The organism is Oerskovia sp. USHLN155 (assembly GCF_037145535.1).
In the GTDB taxonomy this organism is placed as follows: Bacteria; Actinomycetota; Actinomycetes; order Actinomycetales; family Cellulomonadaceae; genus Oerskovia; species Oerskovia rustica.
In genome coordinates this window covers 196,967-216,451 of the sequence record NZ_JBBCXG010000009.1, presented here as the reverse complement: position 1 = coordinate 216,451, position 19,485 = coordinate 196,967, and the positions used below count along the sequence as shown (strand labels likewise).

18 protein-coding genes are annotated in these 19,485 nt (G+C 74.0%); 9 read left to right on the top strand and 9 right to left on the bottom strand.

Annotated elements, in window-relative coordinates; genetic code table 11:
- Positions 1–96: 96 nt before the first annotated feature.
- The gene (locus WFH32_RS14740) at positions 97–933 is read left to right on the top strand and encodes a DUF427 domain-containing protein (RefSeq protein WP_336708078.1); all 837 of its coding nucleotides are present in this window, start codon (positions 97–99) and stop codon (positions 931–933) included.
- Between the two features lie 33 nt (positions 934–966).
- Here WFH32_RS14740 and WFH32_RS14735 read toward each other — a convergent pair whose 3' ends face one another.
- Entirely contained in the window at positions 967–1,842 is an 876-nt protein-coding gene (locus tag WFH32_RS14735; protein ID WP_191794577.1) for a hypothetical protein, read from the bottom strand.
- Positions 1,843–1,951: 109 nt separating this feature from the next.
- Between WFH32_RS14735 and WFH32_RS14730 the strand changes: the two genes are divergently transcribed.
- The 4 genes from WFH32_RS14730 to WFH32_RS14715 are packed head-to-tail and all read left to right on the top strand — an operon-like array spanning position 1,952 to position 5,295.
- Positions 1,952–2,866, top strand: coding sequence for an ATP-binding cassette domain-containing protein (locus tag WFH32_RS14730; protein ID WP_336708076.1), 915 nt, complete (start codon positions 1,952–1,954; stop codon positions 2,864–2,866).
- On the top strand, positions 2,863–3,582 hold the full coding sequence (locus WFH32_RS14725; RefSeq protein ID WP_191794575.1) for a hypothetical protein: 720 nt from the start codon (positions 2,863–2,865) through the stop codon (positions 3,580–3,582). The genes WFH32_RS14730 and WFH32_RS14725 overlap by 4 nt, the downstream gene beginning before the upstream one ends.
- Positions 3,583–3,595: 13 nt before the next feature.
- Positions 3,596–4,633: a sensor histidine kinase gene (locus WFH32_RS14720; protein WP_191794574.1), complete on the top strand. Its 1,038-nt coding sequence runs from the start codon at positions 3,596–3,598 to the stop codon at positions 4,631–4,633.
- Complete coding sequence (locus WFH32_RS14715; protein ID WP_336708073.1) at positions 4,624–5,295, top strand: response regulator transcription factor; 672 nt, start codon at positions 4,624–4,626, stop codon at positions 5,293–5,295. The genes WFH32_RS14720 and WFH32_RS14715 overlap by 10 nt, the downstream gene beginning before the upstream one ends.
- Here the strand turns inward: WFH32_RS14715 and WFH32_RS14710 are convergent.
- Both WFH32_RS14710 and WFH32_RS14705 read right to left on the bottom strand, forming a co-directional pair.
- The gene (locus tag WFH32_RS14710) at positions 5,292–6,290 is read right to left on the bottom strand and encodes a cyclase family protein (RefSeq protein ID WP_336708072.1); all 999 of its coding nucleotides are present in this window, start codon (positions 6,288–6,290) and stop codon (positions 5,292–5,294) included. The genes WFH32_RS14715 and WFH32_RS14710 overlap by 4 nt on opposite strands.
- A gap of 39 nt (positions 6,291–6,329) precedes the next feature.
- Positions 6,330–6,806 carry a hypothetical protein gene (locus WFH32_RS14705; RefSeq protein ID WP_138826904.1) on the bottom strand — a complete coding sequence of 159 codons (477 nt, stop codon included), beginning with the start codon at positions 6,804–6,806 and terminating at the stop codon, positions 6,330–6,332.
- Positions 6,807–6,985: 179 nt separating this feature from the next.
- On the opposite strand from WFH32_RS14705, the gene WFH32_RS14700 reads away from it, so the two are divergent.
- A complete protein-coding gene (locus WFH32_RS14700; protein WP_336708071.1) occupies positions 6,986–7,600 on the top strand; it encodes a 1-acyl-sn-glycerol-3-phosphate acyltransferase in 615 nt (204 codons plus the stop codon).
- A gap of 68 nt (positions 7,601–7,668) precedes the next feature.
- Here the strand turns inward: WFH32_RS14700 and WFH32_RS14695 are convergent, their stop codons facing one another.
- Entirely contained in the window at positions 7,669–9,315 is a 1,647-nt protein-coding gene (locus tag WFH32_RS14695; protein WP_336708069.1) for a bifunctional phosphatase PAP2/diacylglycerol kinase family protein, read from the bottom strand.
- Positions 9,316–9,458: 143 nt separating this feature from the next.
- On the opposite strand from WFH32_RS14695, the gene WFH32_RS14690 reads away from it, so the two are divergent.
- The gene (locus WFH32_RS14690) at positions 9,459–10,127 is read left to right on the top strand and encodes a response regulator (protein ID WP_030152360.1); all 669 of its coding nucleotides are present in this window, start codon (positions 9,459–9,461) and stop codon (positions 10,125–10,127) included.
- Positions 10,128–10,300: 173 nt separating this feature from the next.
- On the opposite strand, the gene WFH32_RS14685 is transcribed toward WFH32_RS14690, so the two are convergent.
- The 5 genes from WFH32_RS14685 to WFH32_RS14665 all read right to left on the bottom strand — a co-directional run bounded on the left by WFH32_RS14685 (position 10,301) and on the right by WFH32_RS14665 (position 16,645).
- Positions 10,301–11,518, bottom strand: coding sequence for a GAF domain-containing sensor histidine kinase (locus WFH32_RS14685; protein WP_318243955.1), 1,218 nt, complete (start codon positions 11,516–11,518; stop codon positions 10,301–10,303).
- Positions 11,519–11,812: 294 nt separating this feature from the next.
- Positions 11,813–12,409 carry a hypothetical protein gene (locus WFH32_RS14680; protein ID WP_336708067.1) on the bottom strand — a complete coding sequence of 199 codons (597 nt, stop codon included), beginning with the start codon at positions 12,407–12,409 and terminating at the stop codon, positions 11,813–11,815.
- Positions 12,410–12,549: 140 nt separating this feature from the next.
- A complete protein-coding gene (locus tag WFH32_RS14675; RefSeq protein WP_336708066.1) occupies positions 12,550–13,770 on the bottom strand; it encodes a hypothetical protein in 1,221 nt (406 codons plus the stop codon).
- Positions 13,771–13,827: 57 nt separating this feature from the next.
- Positions 13,828–15,963 carry a DUF11 domain-containing protein gene (locus WFH32_RS14670; protein ID WP_336708065.1) on the bottom strand — a complete coding sequence of 712 codons (2,136 nt, stop codon included), beginning with the start codon at positions 15,961–15,963 and terminating at the stop codon, positions 13,828–13,830.
- 151 nt (positions 15,964–16,114) lie between these two features.
- Positions 16,115–16,645, bottom strand: coding sequence for a hypothetical protein (locus WFH32_RS14665; RefSeq protein ID WP_191794568.1), 531 nt, complete (start codon positions 16,643–16,645; stop codon positions 16,115–16,117).
- Between the two features lie 239 nt (positions 16,646–16,884).
- Here WFH32_RS14665 and WFH32_RS14660 point away from each other — a divergent pair, with 239 nt between their 5' ends.
- Together WFH32_RS14660 and WFH32_RS14655 are read left to right on the top strand one after the other, a co-directional pair.
- Positions 16,885–18,780 carry a M15 family metallopeptidase gene (locus tag WFH32_RS14660; RefSeq protein WP_336708064.1) on the top strand — a complete coding sequence of 632 codons (1,896 nt, stop codon included), beginning with the start codon at positions 16,885–16,887 and terminating at the stop codon, positions 18,778–18,780.
- Between the two features lie 4 nt (positions 18,781–18,784).
- Positions 18,785–19,291 (top strand): nucleoside deaminase, encoded by a 507-nt coding sequence (locus WFH32_RS14655; RefSeq protein WP_336708063.1) that lies wholly within the window; start codon positions 18,785–18,787, stop codon positions 19,289–19,291.
- Positions 19,292–19,485 lie beyond the last annotated feature (194 nt).

The window sequence follows — 19,485 nt, the reverse complement described above, 5'->3', positions numbered from 1 at the left end:
CTTCAATTGCCTCGTGGACGTCGCGGGCCCGCCCGCGGTGAGCGGACGCCACACCCGGGCCTTGCGGCCGCCTCGCCCCGGGCGCACCCTGAGGACATGGCCACGTCCTGGGTCGAACGCTGGCGGCTGGATCTCGATCAGCTGCGGTGGTTCCCCGCGGCCCAGGAGATCCGGGCCGTGCGGCGCGAGGACCCGCACGACGTCGTGCTGCGCTCGACGTCGGCTCGTCTCCTCTGGGAGCCGTGGCGACTGCTGCCCGTGTACGCGGTCCCCGCGGCGGACGTGCGGGTGCCCCTCGTCGAGGGCGAGCATCGCGACGGGCAGGTGCGGCACGGCCTGATCCCGCACCCGCTGCACTTCGAACGGCACACCTGCCCGGGGACCGAGATGTGGTTCGAGGGCACGGAAGGTGCGAAGGACGGCGCGACCGCCCCGTTCTTCCGTCCCGACGACGAGGACCTCGCAGGCTATCTCGTCGTCGACTTCCAGGCGTTCGACTGGTTCGCCGAGGACCAGCGCCTGGCCGCTCACCCGCGCGACCCCTTCAAGCGGGTCGACGTCGTGCCCAGCGCGCGCCACGTCGTCGTCTCCCTGGGCGGCGTGGTGCTCGCCGACAGCGACCGGGCCATGGCGCTCACCGAGACCTACCTGCCGCTGCGCTGGTACGTCCCCCGCGAGGACGTGCGGTGGGAGGCCCTGACGCCGAGCCCGACGACGAGCGACTGCGCCTACAAGGGTCACGCCCGCTACTGGTCGCTCGCGTCGGGCGACCCCGACGGCGCCGACATCGGCTGGAGCTACGAGGACCCGCTGTCGGACGGCGAGAGGGTGCGCGGGTACGTCGCGTTCTGGTGCGAGCGGACCGACCTCACGCTCGACGGCGCCCGGATGCCCCGCCCCGAGAGCCTGTTCTTCCCCCGCGGACGCCGCTGACCGGACCCGCCCGACGGGTCCTCTGCCCGGGCCTCAGCCCACCCGGACGCTCAGGACGAGCTGCTCGCCGACGTCGAGCCGGACGTCCGAGAGCGTCACGCCGGGCGGCAGCGAGGACGCGAGGTCGATGCGCTTGCCGTCGACCTCCTCGAGCTTTCCGCGAACGGCCAGCAGGAGGGCGGCGACGACCGGGTTGCGGCTCGACGCCCCCACGTCGCTCAGCGTGAGGACCATGGCCTGGTCGATCGACGCGGTCGCCGTGATCTGGGCGCTCGCGGACAGGAAGCCCTTGCGGATCTTCGCCGAGGCCACGATCGACGCGGCGCGCGGGCCACGCGACGTGAGGTCCACGTCGAGCGACGTGAGCGTGAAGCCCTGGTCGGCGAGGGCCTTGGTCGCGAGCTCGCGGACCGTGCTGACGAGGGCTTCGCGGCTCGCCGCGGCGCGCAGGTGACCGCTCACGGGGTGCTCGGTGCTCTGGCCGGACTCCTCGATCGAGAGCGACCCGTCCGCCCCCTCGACCCAGGTGAAGCGCAGGTCCCGGATCTCGGCATCGAGGTCGACGGCGACACCGGCGAGCGTGACCGGGTGGCCCTGGGCGCGGATCGTCCGGGCGACGGCCCGCTCGCGCGCGGTCACGTGCTCGACGTTCTCGGCCGGGTCGGGGGCGTCGGCGGCACCCATGGCGCGGACGACGAGCCCGGTCACGTCGACGTCGAGGCTCTGGACGTCGGGGCTGCCCTGGACGGTCGCGGCGTCGATGCGGACACGGTCCAGGCCCGTGGCATGGTCGCCCAGGTTCTTGGTCATGACCTCGCGGAGCCGGTCGGCGAGAGCGGGGCCGGTGTCCGGGCGGGGGGCGCGGCCGAAGGGGAGGACGTCGTGGGCTGGGCTCAGGTCGTCGGGCATGCGCCGAGCCTATGACGAGCGGGCCGCCGGCGGACGACGGGGCGCCCGGAGCCCAGGCTCCTTATTTTCGTCGGTACCGCAGCCCAGGCGGCCCGACGACGATGGAGCCATGATCACCTTCGCCCACGCGACGAAGCGCTACGGCCCCACGACGGCGCTCGACGACCTCACCGTCACGGTCCGGCCGGGCCGCGTCACGGGCCTCCTCGGCCCGAACGGCGCGGGCAAGTCGACGGCCCTCCGCCTGGCCCTGGGCCTCGACCGCGCGACTGCCGGGGACGTCACCGTCCACGGCATCCCCTACCGCGCCCTGCGGCACCCTCTGCGCACCGTCGGCGCGCACGTCGACGCCCGGGCCTTCCATCCAGGCCGCTCGGCCCGGGCCCACCTGACGGCCCTGGCTCGCTACAACCGGATCCCGGCACGCAGGGTCGACGATGTCCTCGGCCTCGTCGGGCTGAGCGACGTCGCGGGCAAGCGCGCGGGCGGTTTCTCTCTCGGCATGGCCCAGCGGCTCGGCCTCGCGGGTGCGCTGCTGGGCGACCCGGAGGTCGTGCTGCTCGACGAACCCGTCAACGGCCTCGACACGGACGGCGTCCTGTGGCTGCGCGGCCTCCTCCGGGACCTCGCCGACCAGGGCCGCACCGTGCTGCTGTCGAGCCACCTCTTGTCCGAGCTGGAGGTCACGGCCGACCACGTCGTCGTCCTCGGCCGCGGTCGTCTCCTGGCGGACCTCCCGATCGCCGACCTCGTGGGACGGGACGCCCCCGTCGTCGTCCGGACCCCGGACGACCCGGCGCCTCTCGCGGACGCGCTCGTGGAGCTCGGTCACCACCCGCAGGTCGACGGGCACGGACTGACCGTGGACGGCGTCGACGTCACGCTGGTCGGCGACCTCGCCCACGCGCTCGGTCTACGCGTTCACCACCTCGCCCCCGCCCCCGTCACGCTCGAGGCCCGCTACCTGGACCTCGTCGCCGACGACGTCCAGTACCGTGCCCGTCCCGAGGAGCGCATCGCATGATGGCCGCAGTCCGTGCCGAGTGGGGCCGCACGTGGTCCGTGCGTGCCCCGTGGGTCACCCTGGCCGCCGTCCTGGTCACCGTGCCGCTCATGGCGACCGTCCTCGCGAACGACGTCGTCCACGCGGTCTCCACCGGTGAGCTCCCGCCTGGCACCTCGACCGCTCCTGCCGTGGCCCTCGGGCCCGCCGTCCAGCTCGGTCTCGTCGTCCTCGCCGCCCTGGCCATGCACCCCGTGACAACCGAGTACGCCACCGGCACCGCCCGCCTCACGTTCCAGGCCGAGCCACGCCGCTGGCTGGTCCTCGCCGCCAAGACGACGGTCGTCACGGTGACCGCCCTGCTCGCAGGCGTGGCCACGGGCACGGCTGCCACCTTCGCCGTGCGCGCCTTCCTGGGCGTGCACGCCGCCCCGGCCCCGGACGGCGCCCTGGCCGAAGCCCTCCGAGCCGGCCTGCGGACCGGCGTCGTCCTCGCGCTCGCTGCCATCCTCACGGCGGGGATCGCGGCGGTCGTCCGGCACGCGGTCGGTACGCTGGCCCTGGCCGCCGCGCTGCTCGCGGGTGCGCTCCTCCTGCCCGACCCGGTCTCACGGTGGACCCCCGCCGGGGCCGTCGCGTCGTTCGTCGAGGGAGGGGGCGCGCCCTGGGCCCTGGTCGCGTGGGCGGTCGTGGGGTTCGCCGCCGCCGCGGGGGTGCTCGAACGCCGCGACGCCTGACGGAAGGATCCCCATGCCCTCGCCCCTCGCGCTGCTCGCCACGGCGGTGCTCGCACTGACCGTCGCGGGCGCCGTCGCGGCGGTACGCCGCTACCGTTCGCTGGCCCGCGAGCTGCACGCCCGCGCCGTCGCGGACGCGGCGGCCGTCGAGAGGGCACGCCTCGCGGAGGACCTGCACGACGCCCTCGGTCACCGGCTCGCCCGCCTCGCGCTGCGCGCCTCGGCGCTCGCGGTGACGGGCGTCCCGGACGCGGCGGACCTGCGGCGGGAGGCCGACGACGCGGTGCAGGACCTTCACCGCGTCGTCGACGTGCTGCGCGACGACACCCTGGAGCCCGTCGAGGACCTGGTCCGTGCGGCGCGCGACGCGGGTCTCGACGTCACTCTCACCGGCTCCGAGGGTGACGGCCTGGGCGCACCGCTCCTGCGGACCGTCGTGCGAGAGGGCCTCACCAACGCTGTCCGCCACGCTCCCGCCGAGCCGGTCCAGATCGACATCTCCCCCCGCGGCGTCACGGTCCTCAACCGTCTCGCAGCCGCCGGTTCGCGGCCGGACGACGGCCGGGAGCCGTTCGGGCTGGACTCTCTCGAGCGACGCGTGCGTGCTGCGGGCGGGACGTTCTCCCACGGTGAGCGCGACGGATCGTTCGTGCTCGTGGCGAGCCTCCCGGCCCGTCCCCTCGTGCCCGACGGTCACGGCCCGCTGCCGCCCTCGGTGCTGCGCGTGTTTGCGCGGCAGGCTCTGCTGCCCGCAGCGGTGGTGGTGGCGGGCCTCGCGCTCGTGTACTCGTGGGCGGCGCACGACGCCGTCCTCGAGGAGGACGTGTTCGCCGGGATCGTCGTCGGCCAGGAGCGCGCCGCCGTCCAGGCCGAGCTGCCCGAGCGCGAGGCACCGCTGCGCCCGGTCCGTGCTCCTGTCGCGGAACCTGGGTGGGACTGCGCGATCTACACGGACGGCAACTTCCCGCTCGCCATGGCCACCCTCCAGGTCTGTTTCGACGGCGACGAGGTGGTCCGCACCGTCGACCTGCGGGAGCGCTCGTGGCTCTGAGGGGGATCTCGGTCGTGCTGGCCGACGACGACCCGATCGTGCGGGCGAGCGTCAACACCGTGCTGGCGGCCGACGGGCGGTTCGACGTCGTCGCGCAGGCGGCCGACGGTCAGGGCGCCGCAGCGGCGGCACGTCGGCACCGGCCGGACGTCGCCCTCCTCGACATCCGCATGGCAGCCCGTGAGGACGGCCTCGACGCCGCCGAGGCCCTGCGGGCCCAGCTGCCGAACACTGCCGTCGTGCTGCTGACCACGTTCGGCGAGGACGCGTACATCGACCGGGCGCTGCGCATCGGCGTCGCCGGGTTCCTGCTGAAGTCGGGCGACCCTGCGACGTTGACCGACGGGCTGGCCGCCGCGGCGGCCGGGGGAGCGTGCCTCTCACCGATCGTCGCGGCGCGGCTCATCCGTCATCTCGCGGGCGGTCTCGGTGCGCGACCTGTCGACCGTCCTGCCGTCCTCGACAGCCTCACGCCCCGCGAGCGGGACGTGCTCGTCGCGATCGCTCGCGGGCTGTCCAACGCGGAGGTGGCCGCCACGCTGCACCTCACCGAGGGCACGGTCAAGGGCTACGTCAGCGCCCTGTTCGACCGGCTGGGTGTGCGCAACCGGGTCGAGGCGGCGGTCCTGGCGCACACCGCGGGGCTCACGCCCCGGGGCTAGCTGTCCTGGCCTGTCAGGTTGTCGACGTGGCGAGGGACCTCCGCGAACGCCCGCACCGGGAACGTCCCGAACCCCTCGACCTTGGGCGGCACGGCCGTGAACCGCGCACCGCGCGGCGGCACGTCGCCCAGGTTCGTCAGGTGCTCGACGACGTGGATCCCCGCCGCGAGGAGCAGCGAGTGGGCTGGGCGCGCCCCGCCGGACGACTCGGGGTCGGTGTCGTCGATGTTCAACGAGTCGATCCCGACGAGCGTCACGCCGGCGTCGACGAGGTGCTGCGCACCGGCCTCCGTGAGGAACGGCGCGGGCTCGCCGTAGGCCGGGGTGCCGAAGTGCCGGTCCCACCCGGTCTGGAGCAGGACCGCGCTCCCGGCGAGATCGCGGTCGAGGAAGACCTCGGCGCCGATCCCGCGAGCACCGCCCCGCGACGTGTCGACGACCTCGCTCAGCCGGAACAGCTCGGCGGGCAGCCCGACGAGGGTCTCGAGCTCGAGACCGGACAGGTCGGTCCCGTGGTCGTAGCGGTGGAAGGGGCTGTCGAGGTAGGTCCCGGTGTTGCCGATCATCGTCAGCACGTCCATCGCGAACTGCGTGCCGGGCGCGTAGTTCGCGACGGAGTCGGCGCGCGTCAGGAAAGGGGTGATGGTCGGCGCGGGCAGGCCCGGGTAGGTCACGAGCCCCTCGCGCACGGTGTGGCTCAGGTCGACGAGCCGCGTCGCGCGGGGAGAACGGGCACCCGGGCCGTCACCCTCGGCGTCCGCACCGTCACCCTCGCCCGCCCCACGGCTCCCCACGTGCGGTTCCTCGACGATCGTCAGCCCCGTGATCTCGACCGACCCGACCAGCGCGAGGCCCAGGTGTCGGACGAGGAGGCGAGCGACGTCGTCGGGCCCGAGATCACCCGACGGGACGTCGAGGCGGAACCCTTCCGCGCGAAGGCTGCCGCCGTTGGCGAAGGTCACGTGGGCGTCGAAGTGTGCGCGCTGCTCGGTCATCACCGGAGTGTCGCACCGCGGGCGGGCCCCCGGGAAGGGTCAGGACGCGGCGCGGCTCGTCTCGCCCCGGAGGTGGTCGATCGTGTTCTGCACGTCGCGCAGCGTGGAGCCGACGTCGGCTCCCTGGGCCACGGTCTTGTCGGCGACGTAGCGGAGCTGGGCCGAGGCGGCGTCGAGCGCGACCTGCGCGTCGGTGAGGGCGATGACCGCACGGCCGTCGCCGAACTGGTCGGTGGCCGCCTGGGCGAGCGCGGCGTTGGCCTCGTCGGTCGCGGCCTGGGCGTTCCCGACGGCGTCCTCGACCTCGCTGCGCAGGCCGGCGGGGAGGGTGGAGAGCTGGGTCGCCGCCTTCTCGAGGTCCTCGCCGATCGAGTCGACCTGACACTGGGTGTCCTCGAGGAACTGGGTGACCTCGGCGGCCGATGCGGTCGCGCTCAGCGGCAGCATCATCGCAAGGGCGAGGAAGCTGGCGGCGGCGAGCCGGGCGGCTGGTCCTGATGTCTTCGGCGACGTCATGTCGAGAAGTCTGCACGGCGAACCTGGGAAAAGACAGGGAGGACATGGACAGTTGGTGGAGATTTCGCCCACAGTCGCGGGGGGAGCCACGCGCGGCCGCCTCGGCCACGACGGCCCGGTCGCGCGGGTAGCGTTGCCGTCGTGCCCCACCCCGTAGCCCCCGCCCCCGAGGCGACCCGATGATCCGCCGCGCCCTGGCGCGCGCCTACTGGGCCGTGAGCAGGTGGACGTTGCGCACCGAGCAGCCCCCGACCGACCGGCCCGGCATCCTCATCGGCGCCCCGCACACGTCCAACTGGGACTTCGTGCTCATGCTCGCGATCTCGACGAGCGTGGGCGTGAGGGTCCGCTGGCTCGGCAAGCACACCCTGTTCAAGGGCGTGATGGGGCCGTTCGCGCGGGCGCTCGGCGGGATCCCCGTGGACCGGACGGACCCGAGCCGCGTCGTCGACGACATCGTGGCGCGGGTCCGCAGGGGTGAGGTGTTCTCGCTCGTCATCACGCCCGAGGGCACGCGCAGCAAGGGCGAGTACTGGAAGTCGGGCTTCTACCGGATCGCGCGCGAGACGGGCATGCCCGTGACGCTCGGCTACGTGGACCGCACGACCATGACCGCGGGCCTCGGCCCCACGCTCGAGCTCACGGGTGACGTGCGCGCCGACATGGACCTGGTGCGCGCGTTCTACGCGGACAAGGCCGGGTTCGACCCGTCGCGTCGCACCGAGCCGCGTCTGCGCGAGGAGGACCGGCCGGCGCCGGACGGAGCCACCGGAGAGGCTGCTCCGACCGTCTGAGGGACGACGGAGCCGCCGCCGCGTGGCGACCCTGCGGGGAGTGCTGTCCTGATACCGGCCGTGCGCCCTCAGCCCGCAGCCGGGTCCGTCGGCGCGTAGACCCGCAGGCCGCCGGGCACCATGGTGAGCGTCGCGTCGGTGACCCGGTCGCCGTCCAGCTCGAGCGTCTCGCCGTCGTGCGCGAGGATCACCGGGTCGTGCGGGGCGCCGTCGCCGAACCGGAGCGACAGGTCGGGCGTGGTCCAGGCGTCGAGCGCGAGGTGGCGTTCGAGTCGCCGGACCCGTCCGGCGAGCGAGGACGCGGCACCGCCCGCGACCGTCTCGAGGAACAGGCGCGCCCGGCTGTAGCGCTGCTCGGCGCGCCCCGTGCGGACGTCGAGCACGCCGTCGTCGAGCCGGATGCGCTCGACGGGCGCGAGGTTCTGCGGGACGTACTTGTTGACCCCCGCGAAGAACGACCAGTAGCTCCCGACGACCCCGTCGACCGACACCCGCAGCGGGGTCGCGGAACGCAGCACGCGCGACGTCGCCCAGACCGTCGCGGGCCACTTCCCGAGGCGCTTCTCGGCGCGTTCGCGCTGCGACACGAGCTCGGGGTAGATGCCGAGCGAGAACGTGTTGAGGACCGTCATCGGGTCCTGCCCGTCGACGCGGAGCTCGGCCACGTCGACGCTCACCCCCGACCCGGCCTGGACGGCGCGGACCGTCGCGGTCATCGACGTGAGGTCGGCGGCCTTGGCGAAGTGGTTGAGCGTGCCGCCGGGGAGGACGACGAGCGGGAGGTCGTGCTCGCGCGCTGCGGCGGCAGCGGTCGCGACGGTCCCGTCGCCGCCGCTGATCCCGAGCGCTCGGGCGGGGCGGGCCCCGCTGCCGCCGTCGTACCCGCCGCCGCGCGCCGCACGGTCGTAGATCTCGCGCAGGTCGTCGCCCTCGGCGAGCACGTGCACCCGGGCCTTCGGGAGGTCGCGGCGCAGGACCTCGAGCGGGTCCTCCTTGAGGATCCGCCCGGACCCGGCGGCCGTGTTGACGACGACGAACAGGCCCTCGCCGTCGGGGAGCGCGGGCACGTCCGTGGGAGGTCCGGCGGGCACGTCCGGCTCCGGGCCCGGTGGGGAGGGCACGAGCCACCGGCCGAGCACCGCGAGCCCGACCCCGAGCGCCGCGCCCCCGACGACGTCCGAGAACCAGTGCGCGCCCACGTGCAGCCGCGAGTACATGACGGCCCCCGCGACCGGAGCGACGACCAGCCCGGCGGCGGGCCACTCCAGGGCCACGCCCGCGGCGAACGCCCCCGCGGTGGCCGAGTGGCCCGACGGGAACGACGGCGTCGTCGGGTAGCGGCGCAGGCGCCGCACGAGGGGCAGCGGGTCGGCAGAGGGGCGGTCGCCGCCGAACAGTCCCTTGCCGAGCAGGTTCGCGGTCGCGCTCGCGGCGGCGACGCTCACGAGCCCCCGTACCGCGGCGCGGCGCCCGCGCGCGCCGGTCGTGGCCAGCCCTGCGCCGAGCCCCATCCACAGGACGCTGTGGTTCGCGGCGGTCGTCAGACGCACGAGGGCTGCGTCGGCCCGGGGCCCGAGCTGTCGCCGGTACGTCCGGTCGTTCATGCGGCGGTCGAGGCGGGCGACGGCCGGGAACGCCTCGTGGGGCTTGACGAGGCCCGTGAAGCGCGGCTTCCGTCGCGGGGTCTGAGGTGGCGGGACGGGAGCGGACGACATCCAGCCACGGTAGGACGGTCGCGCCCCGCCCGCCCACCCACACCTCGCCGAGGGCGCCCGCGCACCCGGGGGGAGCGGCGCCGTCGGGCCTCCTCGCGCGGCCCGGCACCCTCGTTCTGACACAACTCCGATAAGTTCTCCCTATGGGCACCACCCCCGACCCGATCCGGGTCTTCCTGCTCGACGACCACGAGGTCGTCCGCCGCGGCGTCGCCGCCCTCCTCGAGGCCGAGGACGACATCACGGTCGTCGGCGAGGCCGGCACCGCCGCTTCAGCGCTGACGCGCATCCGCGCCGTCCGGCCGGACGTGGCCGTGCTCGACGTGCGCCTGCCCGACGGCTCGGGCGTCGAGGTCTGCCGCGACGTGCGCTCCGAGATGCCGGAGATCGGCTGCCTCATGCTCACGTCCTTCGCGGACGACGAGGCGCTGTTCCAGGCGGTCCTCGCGGGCGCCTCGGGCTACGTCCTCAAGCAGATCCACGGCTCGGACCTCGTGGGTGCCGTGCGGACCATCGCGGGCGGCGGCTCGCTGCTCGACCCGGTCAGCACCGCGCGCATCCTCGACCGGCTGCGCACGCCGCAGGCCCAGGAGGTCGACCGCCTCGAAGGGCTGTCGCCGCAGGAGCGTCAGATCGTCGACCTCATCGGCGAGGGCATGACGAACCGGCAGATCGGCGAGCGCCTCTTCCTCGCGGAGAAGACCGTCAAGAACTACGTGTCGCACATCCTCGCGACGCTCGGGCTGCAGCGTCGCACGCAGGTCGCGGTCCTCGCGACCGAGCTGCGCACGGAGGACCGCCCGCGCGGCTGAGCGGTGTGCCGCGGCGGTCCTGTCCGGACCGTGGACACCGGCTACCTCGTGGGAGACCCCGTCGACCACCTCAACCACGACGGGCTCACCACGGTGGAGCAGGACGCCTGCTATCCACTACCTCGGGCTGGTGCGATCGAGTTCCGCAGCCGGGCGGTGCTCCTGGCTGACCGTCAGGCGTTCGGGATCCGCCACACGAGCGCGGTACCGCGCCCAGCGGGCACTGCGTCGTCAGCGTCGGCGAGTGCGTCGTCGGCAGATGGGTCGTCGCCCGTGCCGGATGCCTTCGCGGTCTCGCGAGCCGCGACCTCCGCCGGACCCACCGCGAGCGTCCCGTGCAGCGCCTCGGCGCGCGTCGCGAGGTTGTGCAGGCCGCCACGGTGGTCGCCTGCGTCGACGCCCGCGCAGCCGATCCCGTCGTCGACCACGGACAGCGTGATGGCGTCGTCGGTCACGCGCAGCCGCACGTCGACGCGCGACGCGCGCGCGTGGCGGGCCACGTTGGTCAGGGCCTCTCCGACGACGACCACGAGCTGGTCCGCGACCTCGGCGGGCACGAGCGAGGAGTCGTCGCTCTCGATGATGATCGAGGGCGAGAACCCGAGCGCGGACGTCACGGCGCCGGCCGCCGCGGTCAGCCGCTCCTGGAGGCTCGCCTCGGGGGGAGTGGTGGCCTGGAGCGCGAAGATCGTCGAGCGGATCTCGCGGATCGTGTCGTCGAGGTCGTTGACGGCCTCCTCGACGCGCGAGCGCACGAGCTCGTTCTCGATGTGCTTGGTCGTGCTCATGAGGGTCATCGCGGACGCGAAGATGCGCTGGATGACGACGTCGTGCAGGTCGCGCGCGATGCGCTCGCGGTCCTCGAGCACCGCGACCCGTCGTCCGTCCTCGTAGAGGCGGGCGTTGTCGACGGCCACTCCTGCGGCGGCGGCCAGGGCCCGGACCGCGGCCTCGTCGTCGCGCGTGAAGGGCGAGCCGTCGCGCTTGTCGGTCAGGTACAGGTTGCCGTAGACGGAGTCGCGGACCTGGATGGGGACCCCGAGGAAGGTGTGCATGGGCGGGTGCCCGGCGGGGTAGCCGGACGCGGCCGGGTAGCCCTCGATCTTGTCGACGCGCAGCGGGTGCGGGTTGCGGATGACCTCGCCCAGCAGGCCGTGCCCGTGGGGCCAGTGGTCGATCGCCTCGACCTCGGAGTCCTTCATGCCGACCGGCACGAACCGGCCGAGCCGGTCCCCGTCGCGCACGCCGAGCGCCCCGTACCTGGCTCCCGTGAGGTCCATCGCGGCCTCGACGATGCGGCGCAGCACGGTGTCGAGGTCGAGGTTGCTCGTGATGGCGACGACGGCGTCGAGCACGCGGTGCGCGACGGCAGAAGGAAGGGACTCGGTCACCCACGTGAGTCTGTCAGACGTTCGGACCGGAACCGGCCTCGGCAGGACCGGGACGTCGCTCTCTCGTGCGTGGTAGGTCTTCAGGTACTCCACGACTACCCCCTCGATCTCCGTGAGCTCCGGGTGTGTCCCCGGCCGGTCGGCGGGTGGCCGACCGGCCGGGGAAAGAGCGACGGCCCTCCGGGAGGTGACCGGGAGGGCCGTCGGGCGGGGCAGGGTCTCGCGTTCCCTGGTGTTCCCCGCGTCTTCCTGGGTGTATCGCCGTGGCGAGCGGATCGCGTCGCCGAACCGGGATCAGACCAACCAGGAGTTCTTGCGGACGAGCGGCAGGCTCTTCCACTGTCGGCCGAGGCCGAGGGTGTCACCGGCGCCGATCATGGCCAGCGAGATGATCGCGAGGGCCTCGACGACGTGGCTGTCGATGATCGGGTTGGTGGTCAGGGGCAGCGAGGCCAGGTACATGAAGCCGAGGAGGACGGTCCCGGCGGTCGCCGCGACCCGCATCCCGATCCCGAGCACCAGGGCGAGCCCGATGCCGAGGAGGCCTGCCATGAAGAGCCAGTCGGCCCAGGCGGCACCGGCCATCCCGTTGAAGAGACCGGCGAACGGTCCCTGGACGCCGCCGAGGAAGCCGGCCGTGGGGCTGCCTCCGTTGATCCAGGCACGCTCCGAGGGGGTCGAGAACCCGAGCCCGAAGGTCTTGTCGAGGAAGGCCCACACGAAGTAGAAGCCCATGACGATCCGGAAGATCCCCAGGACGATCTGCGTCGGGAGGGTTCCGCGGACCGCGAGGCTCGCGGTCGTCGTGGCCCCCGAGACCTCGTGAGGGACGGCACGTACTGCTCGGGCCGAGCGGGCCGAGCCGGCCGGACGTTCGATCGTTGCACTCATGTCGTCTGTCTTCCTCTCCAGGACCGGATCCCCATCCGGTGCGTTGACTCCATTCCACCGGAGCGGGAGGGCTCGGACCTGGGGCGAAGGTCGAGGAACGCGGGGGACCTAGGTCCTCCCGTGCCGGGACCAGCGGTGCGTCAGTCGAACGCGGGATACCCGCCCGACGGCGTGGGTCCCCACTCGCGCTCGGCCCACGCGACGGCGTCGGACAGGACGGTCGCGATGCTCGGGGTGACGTCGCGCAGGTGCTCGGCACCCCAGCGCCAGCGGGACGTCATGAGCTGCCGGTACGACGGCGACCTCCCCTCGGGTCCGACGCGCGGGCGGTCCGCGACCGCTCCGTCGAGGAGCCAGCCCGTCATGGCGAGGATCCAGCCGGCGCACGCGAGCAGGACGTCGCGGGTCCAGGCGGGCTCGACGACGGCGTCGGGCCGGTGCCTGCGCAGGCCCGTGGTGAACGCGGCGAGGAGGCCGTCGGTCAGGCCGGTCGGCGGGTCGAACACGCACCAGCACGTCGAGAACGGCATGAGCGTGTACGCGGCGTCGAGCGCGGGGTGGTGGACGTTCGTGTCCTCCAGGTCGAGGAACACCCACCCGGCCGGTGTGCGGACGGCGTTGTCGGGGCACGTGTCGCCGGGCGAGACGACGGCGGGGCTCCCCGCCGCGCGCAGGCTCGCGACAGCCTCGAGGTCGTCGTGCACGAACGCGAGCATCGCGTCGAGCGGTTCTCGCGCCAGACCCGTGGGGGTGGGCAGGGCGTCGACGAGCCGGCGCACCCCGGCACGGGCGTCCGCGTCGAGGTCCCACCCCTTGACGACGCCGCGCGCCGCGAGCTCGGCCGAGAACCGTTCGACGTGCCGCCCGGACGCACCCGCGAGCTCGCCGAGCGCGGTCGCCCAGTCGTGCGCGCCCTGCCAGGCGGCGTCGCGGTCGCCGCCGAGCAGGAGGTCGGCGAGCGTGGGGCCGTCGCCGACGTCGCTCATGACGATCAGGCGGTGCGCCTCGTCGACGGCCAGCAGGACGGGGGTGTGGTCGAGGGTCAGGAGCCCCGCGACCTCGTGCTCGAACGGGAGGCCGTGCACGCCCGGGCCGTCCAGGAAGCGCTTGACCACGACCGTGCTGCCCGGTACGTGCGCCGCGGCACGGGTCGTGTCGAGGCGGTCGTCCGTGAGCCCGGCGACGACGCGGGCACGGACGACCAGCGACCGCGTCGACCCGCCGAGGGGCTCGGGCTCGGCGAGCGCCGCGCCGAGGGCGATGCCGGCGAGCGCGAGGGTCTCGTCGAGGTCGGGTACGAGGGCTCGCGTGGTCTGCGCGGGCGGCGATGCAGGCGCAGGCGTCGGGGCGGCGGAAGGCATGCCTCAGTCTGCCCGCCGGGCGCCGCGCCGGTCCACGGTTCGAGCGGGGCGAGGTCGTCAGGGCCGCGCGGCTCGTCGCGTGACGAGCACGGACGTCCCTGCCGCGACGAAGAGCAGGGCCACCCACACCGTGGCCAGGGAGTCGGAGCCGGTGGTCGCGAGGTCGGACGCACGTGCGCCCGTGCTCGTCCCGCCGTCACCGGGTGCCGGCGACGCGGCGACGGTGACCTGTGCACTGGCCGTGTCGTCGCCGGGGTCGTCGTCGGGGGTGCTGGCGGAGACGGTCGCGACGAGGGGGAGCGTGGTGCCAGGCGGGGTCGCCGCGTCGACACGGAGCGAGACGGGGACGAGGAGCTGGTCACCGGGGGCGACGGTCCCTGCCTCGCACGTGATGACCGTGCCCGACGCCGGGCACGCGGCAGCGAGCTCGATCACGGCCGTTCCCGGGGTGCCCGTCCCGCCGGCGTTGAGGAACGTCGTGCCGGGGGGTGCGTGGGTCACGACGGTGACGCCTGTCATCGGTGCGTCGCCGGTGTTGGTCACGGCGATGACGGGATCGAGCCGGGCTCCCGCGACGACGGTGGCCGGCGCCTCGAGGGAGACCGCGAGGTTGCCGCGGGCGGGACCGACGACAGGGAGCGAGGTCGCGGTCGCGGAGTTGTCGGACGGGTCGGGGTCGTGGGCCGAGGTCCCGACCGAGGCGGTGTTCGTGATCGCCGTCCCGGCCAGGGCAGGGTCCTCGACGCGCAGGACGACCGCCCCGGTCCAGGCCTGGTCGGTGGTGAGCGTCCCCAGGGTGCACGTGGTCCGGGCGGTGTCGGCGGTGCACTCGTCGGGACCGGAGACGTAGCTCGTCCCCGGGGGCAGCGCGTCGGTGACCTCGACGTCGGTCGCGTCGCCCGGCCCGGTGTTGGTCACCGTCAGGGGCCAGGTCGTCTCGCCACCGACCTGCGGGGGCGCTGTCGGTGCCGTCTTGGCGATCTGCACGTCCGCGACATCCGCGGCGTCCGTGGTGGGACCGGCGAAGGCGCTCGCGGAGTTGTTGTCGTGGTCCGGGTCCCGCTGAGGGCTGTAGGCGGTCGCGTCGTTGGTGAGGGCCGTGCCCACGGGGGTGTCGGGCAGGACCTGGGTCCATGCCCGGACGGTGATGGAGTCGCCCGAGGCCAGAGCGCCGAGGGAGCACTGTCCCCAGGACGTGCACGTCACGCCGTCCACGCGGTCGAGCGTGAGGTGAGGACCGGGGTACTCGTAGAGAGTGACGGCGTCAGCAGCGTCGGGGCCGACGTTGGACACGGTGACGTCCCACGCGATCAGGTCGCCCGCGACGATCGGGGCCGTGCCGACGAGCGACTTCGTGACGGAGACGTCGGTGGTCCGGGGTGGGAACGGGGTCACGCCGGCCAGGCTCACGACGGTCGAGTCGTGGGTGTACGCCTTGGGTCCGTCCGGCCCGGTGGCGGAGAAGTGAACCCAGGTGCGCGCGCTCGTCCTGGGGGTCGAGGCGTTGTCGGTGTACTTGTAGCTGAGGGTGCAGGTCCCGCTCACGGGGATCGGGGAGGCGCACGTGCCGAGGTCGAGCGTGAAGTCGGGGCCCTCGCCGCCGGTGTCGAGCGCGGACAGGGGGACCCTCGCGAGGTTGGTGAACGTCACGGTCTGCGGTGCACCGGTCGTGCCAGGAACGGCGACGAAGCCCAGGGAGCCCGGCTCCCAGGACAGCGCGTGGACGACAGCCTGGTAGGAGACGGGCTGGTCCGTCGTCGCGGGTCCTGCCGCCCCTGTCGCGTTCCACGTGCGCCCGCCGGAGACGGAGCTGGACGGGCTGAGGATCGTGCTCGGGTCGAACGTCACCGTGATGACGCACTCCTGGCCGGCGGCCAGGGTGACGGTGCCGTCGACCGACAGACCTGGGCAGGCATCACCGCTGACCTCACCCCACGGCTCGTCGGGCCCGGGCGTGTACCACCCGTCCGTCGAGAGCGTGGTGTCCTGCACCGCGGTCAGGCTGTAGGACAGCGTGACGTCCGGGTCGCCGAACCGCAGGTCCTGCCCGAAGTCCAGCGTCGTCTCGGACACCGTCACGTAGTCGTTGAACTCGGCCGCGGAGGCCGGGGGTGCGAGCGCCACGGCCCCGCCGAGGCTCAGCAGGACGACCAGGCCCGCCGCAGCCGGTCTGCGCGTCGGACGGGTGCTCATCCTGCCCCCCGGGATCGTCTCTGCGTCGATGGAGAAGCTTCAACCATGGTGGCACCCGGTCACCCGGCGCGCTCTCCGGGTGCTCGAGGTCGTCCCGACGAACCCGCCCGGTGGCGCAGAGAGCTGGTCGTCCCTGCGCCGCTGGCGGCCGTCAGGACGTCGCGCCCTCGACGTCCTGCGAGAACTTCTCGACCTCGCCGCGGAGGTCGTCGAGCGAGCTGCTCACGGCCTCGTCGGCCGACTTCACGGCCTCGGACGCCGACTGGAGCTGCGCCGACGCCTCGTCGAGCCGCGCCCGGGCGTCCGCGACGCGCTGCTCGGCCTGCGCCTTGGTCTCCTCGGTCGCGGTGGCCGCCTCGTCGAGGGCGGTCTGGAGGTCCTCCGACGCGGTCTTGGCTGCGGTCACGGCCTCCTCGACCTGGGCTCGCTGGTCCGCGGGCAGCGAGCCGAGCGAGTCGACGAGCGACTGGACGTCGCCGCCGATGGCCTCGGCCTGTGCCTTGGCGTCGTCGAGGAGCTGGTCGAGCTGGTCGCTCGAGATGGAGATCTCGGGGATCGTGATGCTGCCGTCCTCGCCGCACGCGCCGAGCACGGACGTGGACAGGACGAGCGCGAGACCGACGGCGGCGCTCCGGCGGGTGCGTCGGGCGCGTGCGGTGTGCTGCGTTGCGTGGGTGTCCATCTCTCCATTGTGCAGACCTCTGATGAGAAGTCACCCATGAAGTTCCCAGACAACGGGTGGCGCGCACGCCCAAACTCCCTCAGGCTGGAGTCTGGTCGTGTTCGCCGATACCCTCGCACGGTCGAACGTCGCAGAACGGACATGGGAGTCTCGTGGTGACCTTGCCGACGCACCGGGTGCGTTCCAGCGGCCCAGGGGGCCGGCATGGCGCGTCTCGCGCCGAGCCCGCCGCCAGCGGTATGCCCGCTGCCGACGCCGCCCCCGTCGCGCTCGACGAGGCGATCGAGCCCGTCCGTCCCCCGACCGGGCCGGGTCATCACGTCGACGCCCGTCACGTGCGGCGCCCGGCGCGGGCGGTCCCCATGATCCTCTCGTCGACGCTGGTCCTCGGGTCGGTCATGACGGTCGGCTTCGTCGGGTCCTCGATCACGCACCGCGAGTCGTGGTCGGTGCAGTACGCGGCGGAGGAGCCCGTGGCCGGTGCTGCGTTCGGCGTGCAGCCACCGGCCTACGAGCCGCCCAGCGAGGACGTCCAGCTCGACCGCGTGGTCAAGATGCTCGACCGGTCGGACGAGGTGATCGGCGCCGACGCCGCGGTCTCGGAGACCGTGCTGCAGGCGCGCTCTGAGCTCGGCATGCTGCTCGCGACCTATCAGGCCCAGCAGGCTGCGGCCGGTGGAGGCCCGCGGGGCTCGGTCGACGCCCCCGGGCCCGTCGCGCCCGGCGCGCTGCCCGGCGAGGGTCTCGCGACGCCACCCGCGGCCCCGGACCCCCTGACCCCGACGACGCCGGACGCCCCAGCCGCTCCGGGCGCCCCAGGAGTCGTCGACGGGCAGGCGCCGACCGCGCCACCGGCGACCGGTACGCCATCGACCGTCGTGCCGGTGGGCCCCGGGGTCGCGGCCGCCGCCAACCCGGTGGTCCCGCCGCCGACGACCCCCGACGACGGGCCCGGGGCCGCGGACGCCCAGGCGACCGATCTCGACCCGGGCACCGCCACGGACGGGACGGCGACCGCAGGCGCTCCGACGGCTCCTGCGGCTCCTGCGGGTGGTGCGGGGGACGGGTTCGACCCCGAGACGGGTCTTCCGTCGGACCCGGCCCCCGACCCCACCGACGACGAGGCTCCCTCGCACGAGGGTCTGGTGACGATCGACGACGTCGTCGCCGCCGCGACCCGGCTCGCCGAGCTCATGGGGCCCGCGTACGCGCTCGCGGCGGTCGGCGTCGTCCCGGCGGACGGGGCGGTCCCCATCGGCGACACCCTGGCCGACCAGCTCGCCGCCGCCGTCGCGAAGTACGCCGACAGCACGTCCCAGTACGCCAACGGACAGCTTCCGGACTCGGTGCTGTGCCCGCTCGCGTTCGCGCCCGGCCAGAGCCTGCGCTGCGACGCCGCAGAGCAGCTCGAGGCGCTCGCGGCCGAGTACCAGAAGGCGTTCGGCAAGCCGCTGCGCATCACCGACTCCTACCGCAGCTACGACGACCAGGTCGCGGTCAAGGCGGCCAAGCCGTTCCTCGCCGCTGTCCCCGGCACCTCCCAGCACGGGTGGGGTCTCGCGATCGACGTCGGCTCCCCGGTCTCGACCGGGAAGAGCGCCGAGTACCTGTGGATGCGCCTGCACGCACCGGACTACGGCTGGGACAACCCCACGTGGGCGCGCCCCGACGGGCGCAAGCCCGAGCCGTGGCACTTCGAGTTCTACGCGGCCGGGGCCATGCCGGACCGGTACACACCAGGAGCCGAGGGGACGCCGACGGCACCTCCCTCGCCGACGGCCCCGACCTCGCCGACCTCGCCCCCGGCGCCCGCGCCGTCACCGACGACCCCCGTGCCGACGCCGACCCCGACGACTCCGGCCCCGACGGACCCGCCGACGACGCCCACCCCGACCCCGACCACGCCGGAACCGACCCCGACCCCGACCCCCACGACCCCGACCCCGACCCCGACGACGCCGGAACCGACCCCGACCCCCACGACGCCGGAACCGACCCCGACGGACCCGCCGACGACCCCGGTCCCGTCACCGACCACGCCGTCGCCGACCGAGTCCGTCGCGCCGTCGTCCGCGCCGTCAACCGCGCCGTCGACCTCGCCGACGAACATCCCGGCGCCGACCGCGACGTCCTAGACCAGTGACCGCCCCGACCGTCGACCGTCCCGACGTGCGCGACCACGCGTTCCTCCGGGTGTGCGTCGACCTCGCTCGGGGCGCGCTCGACGCGGGCGACGAGCCGTTCGGCTCCGTGCTCGTCGACGTCGAGGGGACGATCCTGCGGTCGGACCGCAACCGGGTCCGCGGCGGCGACGCGACCCAGCACCCCGAGCTCGCCCTCGCGCGCTGGGCTGCCGAGCACCTCGACGCCGAGCAGCGTCGGACGAGCACGGTCTACACCTCGGGAGAGCACTGCCCGATGTGCAGCGCGGCTCATGCGTGGGTCGGGCTGGGACGGATCGTGTACGCCGCGAGCGGTGCGCAGCTCGCCGGGTGGCGTGAGCGGTGGGGAATACCCCCCGGGCCAGTCGCGCCGTTGCCGATCCACGTCGTCGCACCGGGGATCCCGGTGTCCGGTCCGGACCCCGAGCTCGTCGACGAGGTCAGGGCGCTCCACGCGCGCCTTCTGGGTGTGGCCGACCGGTAGACCGGCGAGCAGGACCGTGGCGTCCGGGTAATCGGCTCGCGGCCCGCCCGCGCGACGCCGTAGGGTGGCACTCATGTGGATCTGAGCCTGCTCGCGAGACCCCCTTCCTCTCGCGCCCCGACGTCGCCCCGCGACACGACCTTCCCGTCGTGCCTCGGCTGCGCTCGACGTCGGCAGGCAGCCTCCGTGCCGCC

Excerpts from the sequence above, each read along its gene's own strand:
- WFH32_RS14665 (WP_191794568.1), bottom strand. The coding sequence starts at position 16,645 with ATGGACACCCACGCAACGCAGCACACCGCACGCGCCCGACGCACCCGC.
- WFH32_RS14680 (WP_336708067.1), bottom strand. The coding sequence starts at position 12,409 with ATGAGTGCAACGATCGAACGTCCGGCCGGCTCGGCCCGCTCGGCCCGA.
- WFH32_RS14720 (WP_191794574.1), top strand. The coding sequence starts at position 3,596 with ATGCCCTCGCCCCTCGCGCTGCTCGCCACGGCGGTGCTCGCACTGACC.
- WFH32_RS14705 (WP_138826904.1), bottom strand. The coding sequence starts at position 6,806 with ATGACGTCGCCGAAGACATCAGGACCAGCCGCCCGGCTCGCCGCCGCC.
- WFH32_RS14740 (WP_336708078.1), top strand. The coding sequence starts at position 97 with ATGGCCACGTCCTGGGTCGAACGCTGGCGGCTGGATCTCGATCAGCTG.
- WFH32_RS14660 (WP_336708064.1), top strand. The coding sequence starts at position 16,885 with ATGCCCGCTGCCGACGCCGCCCCCGTCGCGCTCGACGAGGCGATCGAG.
- WFH32_RS14670 (WP_336708065.1), bottom strand. The coding sequence starts at position 15,963 with ATGAGCACCCGTCCGACGCGCAGACCGGCTGCGGCGGGCCTGGTCGTC.
- WFH32_RS14710 (WP_336708072.1), bottom strand. The coding sequence starts at position 6,290 with ATGACCGAGCAGCGCGCACACTTCGACGCCCACGTGACCTTCGCCAAC.
- WFH32_RS14695 (WP_336708069.1), bottom strand. The coding sequence starts at position 9,315 with ATGTCGTCCGCTCCCGTCCCGCCACCTCAGACCCCGCGACGGAAGCCG.
- WFH32_RS14675 (WP_336708066.1), bottom strand. The coding sequence starts at position 13,770 with ATGCCTTCCGCCGCCCCGACGCCTGCGCCTGCATCGCCGCCCGCGCAG.
- WFH32_RS14690 (WP_030152360.1), top strand. The coding sequence starts at position 9,459 with ATGGGCACCACCCCCGACCCGATCCGGGTCTTCCTGCTCGACGACCAC.
- WFH32_RS14700 (WP_336708071.1), top strand. The coding sequence starts at position 6,986 with ATGATCCGCCGCGCCCTGGCGCGCGCCTACTGGGCCGTGAGCAGGTGG.
- WFH32_RS14725 (WP_191794575.1), top strand. The coding sequence starts at position 2,863 with ATGATGGCCGCAGTCCGTGCCGAGTGGGGCCGCACGTGGTCCGTGCGT.
- WFH32_RS14735 (WP_191794577.1), bottom strand. The coding sequence starts at position 1,842 with ATGCCCGACGACCTGAGCCCAGCCCACGACGTCCTCCCCTTCGGCCGC.
- WFH32_RS14730 (WP_336708076.1), top strand. The coding sequence starts at position 1,952 with ATGATCACCTTCGCCCACGCGACGAAGCGCTACGGCCCCACGACGGCG.